13 protein-coding genes are annotated in these 13785 nt (G+C 66.9%); 8 read left to right on the top strand and 5 right to left on the bottom strand.

Going from position 1 to position 13785, the window contains the following annotated elements; genetic code table 11:
• Positions 1-165: 165 nt before the first annotated feature.
• Positions 166-1200: a succinylglutamate desuccinylase/aspartoacylase family protein gene (locus ACSSV8_RS04490; RefSeq protein ID WP_354539065.1), complete on the top strand. Its 1035-nt coding sequence runs from the start codon at positions 166-168 to the stop codon at positions 1198-1200.
• 6 nt (positions 1201-1206) lie between these two features.
• Here the strand turns inward: ACSSV8_RS04490 and ACSSV8_RS04495 are convergent, their stop codons facing one another.
• Positions 1207-2022 carry an LOG family protein gene (locus ACSSV8_RS04495; protein WP_454281638.1) on the bottom strand — a complete coding sequence of 272 codons (816 nt, stop codon included), beginning with the start codon at positions 2020-2022 and terminating at the stop codon, positions 1207-1209.
• An 80-nt stretch (positions 2023-2102) separates the two neighbouring features.
• Between ACSSV8_RS04495 and ACSSV8_RS04500 the strand changes: the two genes are divergently transcribed.
• Complete coding sequence (locus tag ACSSV8_RS04500) at positions 2103-3023, top strand: threonine/serine dehydratase (RefSeq protein ID WP_454281639.1); 921 nt, start codon at positions 2103-2105, stop codon at positions 3021-3023.
• Between the two features lie 21 nt (positions 3024-3044).
• Positions 3045-3521 (top strand): SsrA-binding protein SmpB, encoded by a 477-nt coding sequence (smpB, locus tag ACSSV8_RS04505; protein WP_354539068.1) that lies wholly within the window; start codon positions 3045-3047, stop codon positions 3519-3521.
• Positions 3522-3636: 115 nt separating this feature from the next.
• Here smpB and cbiB read toward each other — a convergent pair whose 3' ends face one another.
• The 3 genes from cbiB to clpB all read right to left on the bottom strand — a co-directional run bounded on the left by cbiB (position 3637) and on the right by clpB (position 8057).
• Positions 3637-4575, bottom strand: a complete 939-nt coding sequence (gene cbiB / locus ACSSV8_RS04510) for an adenosylcobinamide-phosphate synthase CbiB (RefSeq protein WP_454281640.1) — start codon at positions 4573-4575, stop codon at positions 3637-3639.
• On the bottom strand, positions 4572-5378 hold the full coding sequence (locus ACSSV8_RS04515; RefSeq protein ID WP_354539070.1) for a propanediol utilization protein: 807 nt from the start codon (positions 5376-5378) through the stop codon (positions 4572-4574). Before ACSSV8_RS04515 ends, cbiB begins: the two co-directional genes overlap by 4 nt.
• Positions 5379-5441: 63 nt before the next feature.
• The gene (gene clpB / locus ACSSV8_RS04520) at positions 5442-8057 is read right to left on the bottom strand and encodes an ATP-dependent chaperone ClpB (RefSeq protein ID WP_354539071.1); all 2616 of its coding nucleotides are present in this window, start codon (positions 8055-8057) and stop codon (positions 5442-5444) included.
• 237 nt (positions 8058-8294) lie between these two features.
• Between clpB and ACSSV8_RS04525 the strand changes: the two genes are divergently transcribed.
• The 3 genes from ACSSV8_RS04525 to pyrF all read left to right on the top strand — a co-directional run bounded on the left by ACSSV8_RS04525 (position 8295) and on the right by pyrF (position 9662).
• Positions 8295-8561, top strand: coding sequence for a hypothetical protein (locus ACSSV8_RS04525; RefSeq protein ID WP_354539072.1), 267 nt, complete (start codon positions 8295-8297; stop codon positions 8559-8561).
• 99 nt (positions 8562-8660) lie between these two features.
• On the top strand, positions 8661-8912 hold the full coding sequence (locus tag ACSSV8_RS04530) for a hypothetical protein (RefSeq protein ID WP_454281641.1): 252 nt from the start codon (positions 8661-8663) through the stop codon (positions 8910-8912).
• A 54-nt stretch (positions 8913-8966) separates the two neighbouring features.
• Complete coding sequence (gene pyrF / locus ACSSV8_RS04535; protein ID WP_454281642.1) at positions 8967-9662, top strand: orotidine-5'-phosphate decarboxylase; 696 nt, start codon at positions 8967-8969, stop codon at positions 9660-9662.
• Positions 9663-9701: 39 nt separating this feature from the next.
• Here the strand turns inward: pyrF and ACSSV8_RS04540 are convergent, their stop codons facing one another.
• Positions 9702-10637 carry an ABC transporter ATP-binding protein gene (locus ACSSV8_RS04540; protein ID WP_354539075.1) on the bottom strand — a complete coding sequence of 312 codons (936 nt, stop codon included), beginning with the start codon at positions 10635-10637 and terminating at the stop codon, positions 9702-9704.
• 74 nt (positions 10638-10711) lie between these two features.
• Here ACSSV8_RS04540 and ACSSV8_RS04545 point away from each other — a divergent pair, with 74 nt between their 5' ends.
• Both ACSSV8_RS04545 and polA read left to right on the top strand, forming a co-directional pair.
• Positions 10712-10891 (top strand): zinc-finger domain-containing protein, encoded by a 180-nt coding sequence (locus ACSSV8_RS04545; RefSeq protein WP_354539076.1) that lies wholly within the window; start codon positions 10712-10714, stop codon positions 10889-10891.
• Between the two features lie 78 nt (positions 10892-10969).
• Positions 10970-13774 carry a DNA polymerase I gene (gene polA / locus ACSSV8_RS04550; protein WP_454281643.1) on the top strand — a complete coding sequence of 935 codons (2805 nt, stop codon included), beginning with the start codon at positions 10970-10972 and terminating at the stop codon, positions 13772-13774.
• Positions 13775-13785: the final 11 nt, after the last annotated feature.

Genomic DNA, 13785 nt, shown 5'->3' on the forward strand with positions numbered 1-13785 from the left:
GAAGCCCCCGACAGGGGCGACGCGGCAGACAGGACAGGTGAGAGGCAGGGCCGACGACATGCCCCCGCTTAGCCGCCCCCGCGCCCCGCTTCAAGCGCGGCCATGGACAGCGCCGCCCCGATTGCCTAAGCCTTGGCCAGCAAGCGATGGAAGGGGAAACAGGCCATGGCCCGGCGCACGGCATTCGAAATCGGCGGGCAGAAGGTCGCCCCCGGCACCCGCGCCCGCGTAGATATCCCCGTGAGCCAGCTGTCCAATCACACGCCCGTCAACCTGTCGGTCGAGGTGATCCACGGGCGACGCAGCGGACCGGTCCTCTTTGTCTCGGCGGCGATCCATGGCGACGAGGTGATCGGCGTCGAGATCCTGCGCCGCCTGCTGTGCAGCGCGCCGCTCGGCTCCATGTCCGGCACGCTGCTTGCCGTGCCCATCGTCAACACCTTCGGCTTTCTCAGCCATTCGCGCTACCTGCCGGACCGGCGTGATCTCAACCGGGTCTTTCCCGGCGTGGCCGAAGGCTCCATGGCCTCGCAGCTTGCCCATATCTTCATGCAGGAGGTGGTGCGCCGCGCGCATGTCGGCATCGACCTGCATTCAGCCGCCATTCACCGCACCAACCTGCCGCAGATCCGCCTCACCCCCGGCAATGAGCGGCTGGCAGAGCTTGGCGCGGCCTTCGGCGCGCCGGTGATGATGGAATCGAAGCTGCGCGAGGGCTCGCTGCGCATGGCCGCCGAGGCGGCGGGCGTCGATGTGCTGCTTTACGAGGGCGGTGAGGGGCTGCGCTTTGACGAATTTGCGGCGCGCACCGGCGTGGCGGGCGTGCTGCGGGTGATGCGCCATCTCGGCATGATCGGGGCCAAGGGCGTGCCGCGCGCGCGGGCGCTGCCGGTGCGGGCGCGCCGCTCGGTCTGGTATCGCGCACCGCGCGGCGGGCTCTTCCGCGGCTATCTGGGCCTTGGCGATGCGGTGGCACCCGGCACGGTGATGGGCGCGGTCGCCAATGCCTTTGGCGACATCGAGAGCGAGATCGCCGCCGATACCACCGGCATCGTCATCGGCCGCGCCAACCTGCCCGTGGTCTACGAGGGCGACGCGCTGTTCCACGTCGCCGAAACGCCCCGCGCCGAGGCCGCCGCCGAAGGCATCACCGCCCAGATCGAGGCCGAGGCGCTGTTTGACGAGGACGAGATCATCTGAGCGCGCTCAGCGTTCCTCCCACCCGTCGATGAGCGCCATGGCCTCCTCCGCCGTCTCGACAAAACGAAAGAGATCAAGATCCTCTTCGCTGATCGTGCCCGCCTCGGCCAGCGCCTCCCAGTTGATGATCCGCCGCCAGAACGCCTCGCCGAAGAGCAGGAACGGCACGCGCTTCATGCGGTCGGTCTGAATGAGGGTGAGCGCCTCGAACATCTCGTCAAGCGTGCCCAGGCCGCCGGGAAAGACGCAAATCGCCCGCGCACGCATCAGGAAATGCATCTTGCGGATGGCGAAATAGTGAAAGTTGAAGCACAGCCCGGGCGTCACGTATTCATTCGGGGCCTGTTCGTGTGGCAACACGATATTGAACCCGATCGACGCGCCCCCCGCATCCATGGCGCCCCGGTTGCCCGCCTCCATCACGCCCGGCCCGCCGCCCGTGGCAATGACATAATCGCGGCCATAGCTGGCCATGGATTTTTCGGTCATCAGCCGCGCGAATGTGCGCGCCTCGTCATAATAGCGCGACAACTCCGCCAGTGTCTCCGTGCGCGCCCCGGCCTTCTTTGACGGTTCGGGGATGCGCGCGCCGCCAAAGAGCACCACGGTGCTCTGGATGCCGCGCTCGTTGAGGATCATCTCGGGCTTGAGCAGTTCCAGTTGGAGCCGCACCGGGCGCAATTCGTCCCGGCAGAGGAAATCCGGATCGGTAAAGGCCAGCCGGTAAGCGGGCGCGCGGGTCTGCGGCGTGTCGGGGATCTGCTCGGCGGTGGTGCGGTCCTCATGGGCATCGCGGAACAGGCTGTGACGGTCGTCATTCATCGCGGGCGATCCTCGCTTGGGTCTGGACCTTCACGGGTATAGGCTTTGCGTGGACAAGAAAAGCCAAAGAGGTGTGAGCGATGGATTGGCAGGCGTTGATTTCGGAGGCGCGGAGCCGCATCGCGCCGCATGTGCGGCAGACACCGGTGGCATGCGTGCACCTCGGCGCGCAGACCGTTCACCTCAAGTTCGAGCAGATGCAGCACACCGGCAGCTTCAAGGCGCGCGGGGCGTTCAACACGCTGATGCAGACCCGCGTTCCCGAGGCGGGGATCGTCGCGGCCTCGGGCGGCAATCACGGCGCGGCGGTGGCCCATGCCGCGCGCACGCTCGGGCACCAGGCGCGCATCTACGTGCCGCAGATCGCGGGCCCGGCCAAGATCGCCCTTATCCGCGCGCAGGATGCGGCCTTGCAGGTGGTCCCCGGCGCCTATGCGGAGGCCGCCGCCCGCGCCGCCGAATGGCGCGACGCCACCGGCGCGATGGAGGTGCACCCCTATGACGCCCCGGCCACCGTTGCGGGACAGGGCACTCTGATGGCGGAATGGGAGGATCAGGGGCTCGATGCCGATACGGTGCTGATTGCCGTGGGCGGGGGCGGCCTCATCGCCGGGGCGCTCGGCTGGCTTCAGGGGCGGCGCAAGGTGGTCGCGGTCGAGCCCGAGACCTGCGACGCCCTTCATGCCGCCATGGCCGCCGGGCAACCGGTGGACGTCGATGTGTCGGGAATCGCCGCCAACGCGCTCGGCGCGCGGCGGATCGGTGCGATCTGCCTCGATCTGGCGCGGCAATACGATGTGCAAACCGTGCGGGTGGCCGACACGGCCATTCGCGCGGCACAGGTCACGCTCTGGCAGGAGTTGCGCCAACTGGTCGAACCGGCGGGGGCCACCGCTCTCGCCGCGCTTCTGTCGGGGGCCTATGTGCCGGAGGCAGGCGAGCGGGTGGCGGTGCTTGTCTGCGGCGGCAATGTCGCCCCCGACCCGCTGGACAGCCTCTGAGCGCGGGGATATGACGCGCAGATGGCAAATTCCAAGGACACCCCCAATTACAAGGTGATCGCCGAGAACCGGCGCGCGCGGCATGACTATGCCATCGAGGACGATCTTGAATGCGGCATCATGCTGGTCGGCTCCGAGGTCAAGTCCCTGCGCCACAAGAGCGCCAACATCGCCGAGAGCTATGCCAGCGTGGAGGGCGGCGAATTGTGGCTGATCAACAGCTATATCGCCCCCTATGAGCAGGCCCGCACCTTTGGCCATGAAGAGCGTCGTCGCCGCAAGCTGCTGGTCTCGAAAAAGGAGATGTCGCGGCTCTGGAGCGAGACGCAGCGCAAGGGCATGACGCTGGTGCCCCTCGTGCTCTATTTCAACCATCGCGGCATTGCCAAGATCAAGATCGGCATCGCCAAGGGCAAGAAGACCCACGACAAGCGCGCCTCTGATGCCAAGCGCGACTGGGACCGCCAGAAACAACGCCTGTTGCGGCAGGGCGGTTAGGCGGCCCCCCGCGCCGCGTCATCCCCGCGAAGGCGGGGATCTCCTGTCGACAGGCGGCCTTCGCAACAGATTTCGATCTGGCGCAAGTCAGGCCGGAGAAGTCCATCGACGTTCGTCAAACCAGCCAGAGGACACCCAGCGCAACCGCCATCAGCGCCATCGCGCCGGCATAAAGCCGAAGCGCGCGGCGCAGATCCCCCGGCCCCGGATCGCGCGCCGCCCCATTGAGCCACGGCTCCGCGCTCACACGGTCGCCATAGATGCGCGGCCCCGAAAGGCGCACGCCCAGAGCGCCGGCCATCGCCGCTTCGGACCAGCCGGCATTGGGCGAGCGGTGCGCGCGCGCGTCGCGCCACATGATGCGCAGGGCGCGCGCCATATGGCGCGGCGCGGCCAGCGCGAAGAGCATCCCGGTGAGCCGCGCCGGGATCAGGTTCGCCAGATCGTCGAGCCGCGCCGCCACCTTGCCGAAGGCCTCAAAGCGGTCGTTGCGGTGCCCGATCATCGAATCGAGCGTGTTTACCGCCTTGTAGGCGGCAATTCCCGGCAGCCCCGCCACCACGCCCCAGAAGATCGGGGCCACGATGCCGTCACCGGTATTCTCCGCGAGGCTCTCGATCGCCGCGCGCGCCACGCCCGCCTCGTCAAGAGCGGCCGGGTCGCGCCCGACGATCATCGCCACCGCCACCCGCGCCGCCGCCACATCACCCGCCGAGAGCGGCACGGCAACGGCGGCCACATGCACATGCATCGAGCGCAGCGCGATCAGCGGCCAGGCCAGCACGCCGCCGAGGATCACGCCCCCGATCCCCTCGGGCAGGCCCCATTGCAGCAGCAGCGCAGGGCCGGTCACCACCGCCAGCACAAGGGCCACGCAGACCGCTCCCATACCTATTCGCCTCGACCGCGTGCCGCGATTGCAAAGCCGCTCCAGCCACGCGATCACCGCGCCCAGCCATGTCACGGGATGCCCGATCCGGGCATAAAGCCAACCGGGCCAGCCGATGGCGAGGTCAATCGCCAGTCCCACCAGCATCATGCCCGCAAAGCTCATGCGCCGCCCCCCGTGACAAAGCGCAAGACGCCGGTCAGCCCCGCCTCCGACAGCGCCACCCCGGTCCCCTCGGGCACCGTGCCGGGGGCAAAGACCAACGCGCGCGCGGCCCCGGTATACGCCCGCGTATGGCCGAGCGCACCCAGATCGCGCGCCAGTTCCGCCATCGGATCGTCCGGTCCCCGCCGCGCCTCCGCGCGCCGTGCGGCCTCGCTCGCCAGCGCGGCCAGACGCGCCAGATCGCCGCCGTCGCGCCACGCGGTCACAAGATCGGCAATGTCGGGAAAATCACAATCCGCAGGGTCGGTGCGCAGCGGCGCACCCCAATAGCCGCCAACAATCTCGGCGCGCGGCACGGGGGGCAGATCGGCCAGGGTCAGCGCCTCGCGCGAGGCCCAGAGCAGGCGGTCGGGGGCGGCAAACATCAACGGATCGCTCGCCCCTTCGACCGCAAGACAGGCCCGCGCCAGCCGCTCGGGCGTGCCGCGAAACCCGCTTGCGCGCGCCGCCGCCACAAGGCACGCGGTCGAGGCCCCCGCGCCTGCGCCCAACGGCATGTCGCACTCAAGCCCCGGAAAATCGCCTGAAATCCCCAGAGCACCGACAAACACCGCCAGCCGTGACGCGGGAAAGAGATCCGTCAACCGCACCCCGGAGCCCGGCGCACGCACCGCAAGGACAGGACAGCACAATGTCACAAGGGCGACCGGCCCCTCAGGCCCAAGCCGCCCCTGCATCCATTCCCCGAAATGACCCGGCACGCGCACCGCCTGCCGGGCCGAAGACGCGCGCCCGTCCCGCATCGGCCCCTCCATTCGTCGGGTCCAGTGTCACGGGACCGCGCAAAAGTCGAGGCCGAAACAGGCTCAGTGAACCACCGCGTCGCGGGGTGGCTCCGCCTGTGTCGTGCCCACGCGCTCGCCGATGATGAGGCCCTCGGGCCCCGCCGTCACCGGCACTGTCGCGCCGTCGAGGATATCCCCCGCCAGAAGCGATTCGGCCAGCGGGTCCTGCAACGCCTTCTGGATCACGCGCTTCAATGGCCGCGCGCCATAGACCGGGTCATAGCCCTCATCGGCCAGCCACTTGCGCGCCGCGTCATCGAGCGCCAGCATGATCTTGCGCGCCGCCAGCCGCTTCAGGAGCCGCGCCATCTGGATATCGACGATGCCATCCATCTGCGGCCGTGTCAGCCGGTCGAAGATCACGATCTCGTCCAGACGGTTGAGGAATTCGGGCCGGAAATGCGCGCGCACCGCCTCCATGACATTGCGCTTGGCCTCGGCCACGTCCGAGCCTTCGGGCAACTGGCTGAGCGCCTGGCTACCGAGGTTCGAGGTCAGCACGATCAGCGTCTGCTTGAAATCGACGGTGCGGCCCTGACCATCGGTCAGCACACCATCGTCAAGCACCTGCAAGAGCACGTTGAACACCTCGGGGTGCGCCTTTTCGACCTCGTCGAAGAGGATCACCTGATAGGGGCGGCGGCGGACGGCCTCGGTCAGCACGCCGCCTTCCTCGTAGCCTACATAGCCCGGAGGCGCACCGATGAGGCGGGCGACCGAATGTTTCTCCATGAATTCGGACATATCGATCCGCACCATCGCGCTGTCATCGTCAAAGAGGAACTCGGCCACCGCCTTGGTCAACTCCGTCTTGCCCACGCCGGTCGGCCCGAGAAAGAGGAACGAACCCAGCGGGCGACCCTCGTCGTTGAGCCCGGCGCGCGCGCGCCGCACGGCATTGGCCACGGCCCGGACGGCGGTATCCTGCCCGATCACACGGCGATGCAGGTTGGCCTCCATGCCCAGCAGTTTCTCGCGGTCGCCCTCGAGCATCTTGGCCGTCGGGATGCCGGTCCAGCGTTCGACCACCTGCGCGATCTGTTCGGGGCGCACGGCCTCTTCGACCATCATCTCGTCGCCCTGCGTCTCGGCCTCGGCCAGACGCTTTTCAAGCTGCGGAATGACCCCATAGCTGAGCTCGCCTGCCCGCGCCAGATTGCCCTCGCGCTTGGCGCTCTCAAGCTCGCTGCGGGCGCGGTCAAGCTGTTCCTTGATGTCGCGCGCACCCGCGAGCTTGTCGCGCTCGGCCTGCCATTGGGCGGTCATCTCGGCAGAGCGTTCCTGCAACTCGGCCAGTTCGCGCTCCAGCTTCTCCAGCCGGTCCTTGGAGGCGGCATCGTCCTCCTTCTTGAGGGCTTCGGCCTCGATCTGCTTTTGCAGGATCTCGCGGTCGAGCGCGTCAAGCTCCTCGGGCTTGCTGTCCACTTCCATGCGCAGGCGGCTGGCCGCCTCGTCCATGAGGTCGATCGCCTTGTCGGGCAAAAACCGGTCGGTGATGTAGCGGTGCGACAGCGTCGCCGCCGCCACAAGAGCAGAGTCGGAGATGCGCACGCCGTGGTGCAGCTCGTATTTTTCCTTGATCCCGCGCAGGATGGAGATGGTATCCTCTACGGTCGGTTCCTCCACCACGATCGGCTGGAACCGGCGGGCAAGGGCTGCGTCCTTTTCCACATGCTTGCGATATTCGTCGAGCGTGGTCGCGCCCACGCAATGCAACTCGCCGCGCGCCAGTGCGGGCTTGATCAGGTTGGCGGCATCCATGGCACCATCGGCCTTGCCCGCGCCGACCAGCGTGTGCATCTCGTCGATGAAAAGGATGATCTCACCGGCGGCCTGCGTCACCTCGTTGAGCACCGATTTCAGCCGTTCCTCGAACTCGCCGCGATATTTCGCGCCCGCGATAAGCGCGCCCATGTCGAGCGCCAGAAGCCGCTTGTTGCGCAAGCTTTCGGGCACGTCGCCATTGACGATGCGCAGCGCAAGGCCCTCGGCAATCGCCGTCTTGCCGACGCCCGGCTCGCCGATCAGCACCGGGTTGTTCTTGGTGCGGCGAGAGAGCACCTGCATGGCGCGGCGAATCTCGTCATCGCGGCCGATGATCGGGTCGATCTTGCCTTCGCGCGCCGCCTCGGTCAGGTCGCGCGCGTATTTATCGAGCGCCTCATAGGTGTCCTCGGCGCTGGCCGTATCGGCGGTGCGGCCCTTGCGCAGATCGTTGATCGCCTCGTTGATCTTCTGGGCGCTGACGCCACCCGCTTCCAGCGCGTCCTTGGCGGGCGAGCGCACGACCGCAAGGGCACAGAGGATCCGCTCCACCGGAACGAAGCTGTCCTTGGCCTTCTGCGCCAGCTTCTCGGCCTCGGTCAGAACCTTGACGGTCTGCTGATCCATATAGGTCTGGCCCGCATCGCCCGAGACCTGCGGGATCTTGCCCAATGCCAGGTCATTGGCCTGGGTCACACGTGCCGGATCGCCGCCCGCGCGCTTGATGAGATTGCTGGCCAATCCCTCGGGATCGTCCAAGAGCGCCTTGAGGATATGTTCGGGGGCCAGCTTCTGATGGCTTTCGCGCATCGCGATGGTCTGGGCGGCCTGCACGAAACCGCGCGACCGTTCCGTGAACTTGTTGAAGTCCATGGCTCTTTCTCCTTTTCAAAAGCGTTCCCGTGACTGGCACCCTGCAAGAGGCGTGCACCGGGTGGGAACCTCTGTGCTGACATGGGTAACGCCTGCGTGAGGTTCAAGCGGCCCGACCGTGAGAATGACGAAAATTGCACGTTTTTGTGACGCGCTCTTGGCGCAACCCCATGGAATCCCCACGTTTTCAATAGTTATCCACAGGTGCCGTCCGCGCCATCCATCAGGAGACCCGCCATGTCCGACCCGCATCTCACCCTCGGCCCGGTCCGCTACAACCCCGAGACCGGCAGTTACGAGACCCTCGCAGAAATTACCGATCACGGCGCGCGCCATGCCTATCCGGTCGATCTGCCTGCACCGATGACCGCGTCCTTCGATTACGTCATGCGCCGCCTGCGCGCCCGCGCGCTCGCCGCGCACCGATCGGGCGGCGCGCCCTTGCGCCTGACGCATGCCGCCCCGGAGATTTGCGGCGGAAACCCGCCCGCCCTTGCCGCCTGACGGCGGCGCGCCGCGCAGGGGAAAATCGGGCGCGATTTTCCCTTTTCGCGCGCGGCATCAGCGGATATCCGGTCCCGGTAAACGGTTGCAAGAGGTGTGGTGATGATCATCGACAGAGTTGAAGTGCGCGATGTGCAGCACACGACAGACAAGGTGTCCGCCGTTGTCATCTACCAGACGCCGACAGGTCAGGTGAGCATTCTGGCAACTGTCCCCGAAACCAAAAACCCCGCACCCGACCTTGTCGCCGAGGCGCTGCGCCAGTTGCAGCGGATGCCGGGTTTCCGCTGCGGCACGCAGAAACTGACGCTTGCCCCCGACGCACGTATCGAGGTCACGACGAGGGCTTGACGCCCGCCGTCGCCACCGCGACAAGGCACGGAAACCTGTGCCGGAGCGCGTGCCATGCCCGATGACCGCCTGATCGTCGCCCTCGACCTGCCCGACGCGCTCTCGACGCTGAAACTGACCGGGCAGTTGGGCGATGCCGTCAGCTTCTACAAGATCGGTCTCGGGATGCTTACCGGCGGCGGGCTCGCGCTGGCCGATGAACTCAAGCAGGAGCATGGCAAGCGCATCTTTCTGGACATGAAGCTCTTTGACATAGGTGCCACCGTCGAGGCCGCCGTGCGGGGCCTCGCGCAGTATGATCTGGATTTCCTGACCGTGCATGGCGATCCGCATGTCGTGCGCGCGGCCAAGGAAGGTGCCGGCGGCAAGCCGCTCAAGATCCTCGCCGTGACCATCCTCACCTCGCTGGACCGCACAGACCTTGACGCGGGGCTGATCAAACCCGGCGATCTGCCCGATCTGGTGGCCGAGCGCGCGGGCCGCGCGTTCGATGCCGGCGCCGACGGCGTCATCGCCAGCCCGCAAGAGGCCGCGATGATCCGCGCCCTGCCGGAGGCCGCGGGCCGCCTCATCGTCACCCCCGGCGTGCGCCCCGCAGGCAGCGCCCTGGGCGACCAGAAGCGCGTCGCCACCCCCGCGCAGGCGGTGGCCGACGGGGCCGATCACATCGTGGTGGGCCGCCCTGTCTGGGCAGCAGCGGACCCGCGCGCGGCAGCGCTGGCGATCCTCGACGAGTTGCGCGGCACCTGAACCCGGTGCGGCGCGAGAAAATTCGCGAATTTTCTCGCCTCAGCCCGCCCGTCGCCGGGTGAGATCGAGAAACACATCCTGCAAATCGGCCTGCTCGGTGCGCACGTCGCGGATGCTGATCCCTGCCGCCCGCACCGCCGCCAGCACCGCCTCGGCCCCGGTCTCTGCGGCACGATAGGCGATCACGATCGCCCCGTCCGCGCGCCGCACCACCTCGAGGCCCGGCCCCTCGGGCAGGACCGTGACCGGGCTCTCGGGCTGGATGATCATGGTCTTGCCGTCGAGCCGCCCCAGAAGCCGCGCCGTGCTGTCGCGCGCCACCACCTCGCCCTCGTTGATGATGGCGATCTCGTCGCACATCTCCTCTGCCTCTTCGAGGTAATGGGTGGTCAGGATGATCGTCATCCCCTCGCGGTTGAGACGGCGCACATTCTCCCACAGCATCTGGCGCAGTTCGATATCCACCCCCGCCGTCGGCTCGTCGAGCACCAGAACATGCGGGTGATGCACCAGCGCCTTGGCCAGCAACAGCCTGCGCCGCATGCCCCCTGAGAGCGTGCGCGCATAGGCCCCGGCCTTGTCCTCCAGCCCCACCAGCGCGAGGATCTCGTCGCTGCGCCGCTGCCGCTTCGGCACACCGTATAGACCCGCCTGCACCTCCAGCGCCTCGCGTGGGGTAAAGAACGGGTCGAGGTTCAATTCCTGCGGCATGACACCGATGGCGGCGCGGCTCTGGCGCGGGTTGCGGTCCTGATCGAAGCCCCAGATCGTCACCTGCCCGGCGGTCTTGATCACCAGACCGGCCAGAATGTTGATCAGCGTCGATTTGCCCGCACCATTGGGCCCCAGAAGGCCAAAGACCGATCCTTGCGGGATCTCCAGATCGACACCCTTCAGCGCGCGCTTTTCCGGCCCGTGCCGTCCGCCCGCATAGGTCTTGACCAGACCCCGGATTTCAATGGCGTTCCGCCCCATGCCGCTCTTGCCCCCTGCCGCTTGTTGACCCATAGTCCGCCCTAGCTCATGGCATCGCAAAAGGAAACGCCCCGATGGTAACGCAGGCCCCCGAAACCCGTATCGTCGACAGCTATCGCGTGGCCTGCGACGGCGGCGACGGTGCGCTCGGCCATCCCCGCGTCTGGCTCCAGATCCCGCAGGAGCGCGGCTATGTCGAATGCCCCTATTGCGACGCAAAACTCATCCACCGCGATTTCGAGGGCAAGGTCTGAACCGGTAGCCTCGCGACGTCCGACGCGGTCGGTTTTGGATATTTTTGGCAAGATGAAGCCTGATCGGGAGGGCAAACCATGTCATTCGGCAAAGGCTGTCACCTGCACCTGATCGACGGCTCGTCCTTCATCTTCCGGGCCTATCACGCACTGCCGCCGCTGACGCGGAAATCCGACGGGCTGCCGGTGGGGGCGGTGTCGGGTTTTTGCAACATGCTGCAACGCTATGTGGAGGGCAATCACGGCCCCGACGCGCCCACCCATGTGGCCGTGATCTTCGACAAGGGCAGCCACACGTTCCGCAACGATCTTTTCCCCGACTACAAGGCCAACCGAGAGGCCATGCCCGAGGATCTGCGACCGCAGATCCCGCTGACCCGCGAGGCCACCCGCGCCTTCAACATCGCCTGTGAGGAAATCGAAGGCTACGAGGCCGATGACATCATCGCCACGTTGGCCTGTCAGGCGCGCGAGGCGGGCGGGCGGGTGACGATCATCTCCTCGGACAAGGACCTGATGCAGCTTGTCGGCGGCGGGGTCGAGATGCTGGATGCGATGAAGAACCGCCGCATCGACGCAGACGGCGTGCGCGAGAAATTCGGCGTGGCCCCCGCGCGCGTGGTTGATGTGCAGGCGCTCGCCGGTGACAGCGTCGACAACGTGCCCGGCGCGCCCGGCATCGGCATCAAGACGGCGGCGCTTCTGATCAACGAGTTCGGCTCGCTGGAGGAACTTCTGGACCGCGCCGGGGAAATCAAGCAGGCCAAGCGCCGCGAGACCCTGATGACGATGCGCGACCAGATCGAGATGTCCAAGCGCCTCGTGCAGCTTGATTGCAACACGCCGCTTGGCTTTGGACTCGACGATCTCGAGGTGCGCGACCCGGATCCCGACACGTTGCTGGGCTTTCTCGCGCAAATGGAGTTTCGCACCCTCACCAAGCGCATCGCCGAGGCGCTGGGTCGCGACGCGCCTAGAGTGCCCGAGACGCCCCCGCAAGGGGGCGAAGAGGCGGCGGGCAAGGCCCCCGATTGGCCCGCGATCACGCCCGAGAGCTATGCCTGCATCCGCGATATGGACGCGCTCCAACCGTGGCTCGAAACGATCCGCGCGCAAGGATACGTGGCGTTCGATACCGAGACCACCTCGCTCAACGAGATGCAGGCCGATCTGGTGGGCATTTCGCTTGCCACAGCCCCCGGCACCGCCTGCTACATCCCGCTCGCGCATAAGGGCGGGGCGGCGGATGATCTCTTCGGCTCTGACGCCTTGGCCGAGGGGCAGATCGCGCTGGACGCGGCGCTGGACGCGCTCAAGCCCATCCTCGAGGATGAGGCGATCCTGAAAATCGGCCAGAACATGAAATACGACGCCAAGATCCTGGCCGGCCATGGCGTGACCATCGCGCCCATCGACGACACCATGCTGATGTCCTATGCGCTCCATTCCGGGCTGCACGGGCATGGCATGGACACGCTGTCGGAACGGTATCTTTCGCACACCCCCATCCCGATCAAGACGCTGCTCGGCGCGGGCAAATCCGCCATCACCTTTGATCGTGTGCCGATCGAAGATGCCACCCGCTATGCCGCCGAGGATGCCGACATCACCCTGCGCCTCTGGCTGACGTTCAAGCCGCAGCTTCACCGCGCCCGCGTCACCGCCGTCTACGAGACATTGGAGCGCCCCCTCGTGCCGGTTCTGGCCGCGATGGAGCGCCACGGCGTGCTCGTGGACCGCCACACGCTGCGCGCCATGTCGGGCAAGTTCGCGCAGAAGATGGCCGCACTGGAATCGGAGATCCACGAACTTGCAGGGCGCAGCTTCAACATCGGTAGCCCCAAGCAACTGGGCGAAATTCTTTTTGACGAGATGAGCCTGCCGGGCGGCGAAAAGGGCAAGACCGGCGCCTATGCCACCGGCGCCGAGGTGCTCGAAGACTTGGCGACCGAGCATGACCTGCCCGCCCGCGTGCTTGACTGGCGACAGCTTTCCAAGCTCAAATCCACCTATACGGATGCGCTTCAGGACCATATCGACCCGGACACGGGCCGGGTCCACACCTCCTATCTGCAAACCGGGGCCAGCACCGGGCGGTTTTCCTCCTCCGATCCCAACCTCCAGAACATTCCCGTGCGCTCCGAGGAGGGCCGCCGCATCCGCGAGGCATTCGTTGCCGGCCCCGGCAATCGCCTTGTCAGCCTCGACTATTCCCAGATCGAATTGCGCATCCTCGCCCATATCGCGGACATCGACAGCCTGAAACAGGCGTTCCGCGAGGGCCAGGACATCCACGCCATGACCGCGTCGGAAATGTTCAACGTGCCAACGGAGGAGATGACCCCCGAGATCCGCCGCCGCGCCAAGGCGATCAATTTCGGCGTGATCTACGGCATTTCGGGCTTCGGCCTCGCGCGGAACCTGCGCATCCCGAGGGGCGAGGCGCAGGGCTTCATCGACCGCTATTTCGAGCGGTTTCCCGGCATCCGCACCTACATGGACGACACGATTGCCTTTGCGAAGGACCACGGCTTCGTCCAGACCCTCTTCGGGCGGAAAATCCACACGCCCGAGATCGCGGCCCGTGGTCCCCGCGCCGGGTTCGCCCGCCGCGCCGCGATCAACGCGCCCATTCAGGGCACCGCCGCCGACATCATCCGCCGCGCCATGATCCGGATGCCCGGTGCCATCGCGGACCTGCCTGCCAGGATGCTGCTGCAAGTCCATGACGAACTGATCTTCGAAGTGGACGAGGGCACCGTGGACCGCCTTACCGAGGTGGCCCGCGACATCATGCAATCCGCGCCGCACCCGGCCATCCACCTTGACGTGCCGCTGGTGGTGGATGCAGGCAGCGGCACCAACTGGGCCGAGGCGCATTGAGGGAAGATCGG

Source organism: Roseovarius sp. MBR-79 (genome assembly GCF_053628555.1).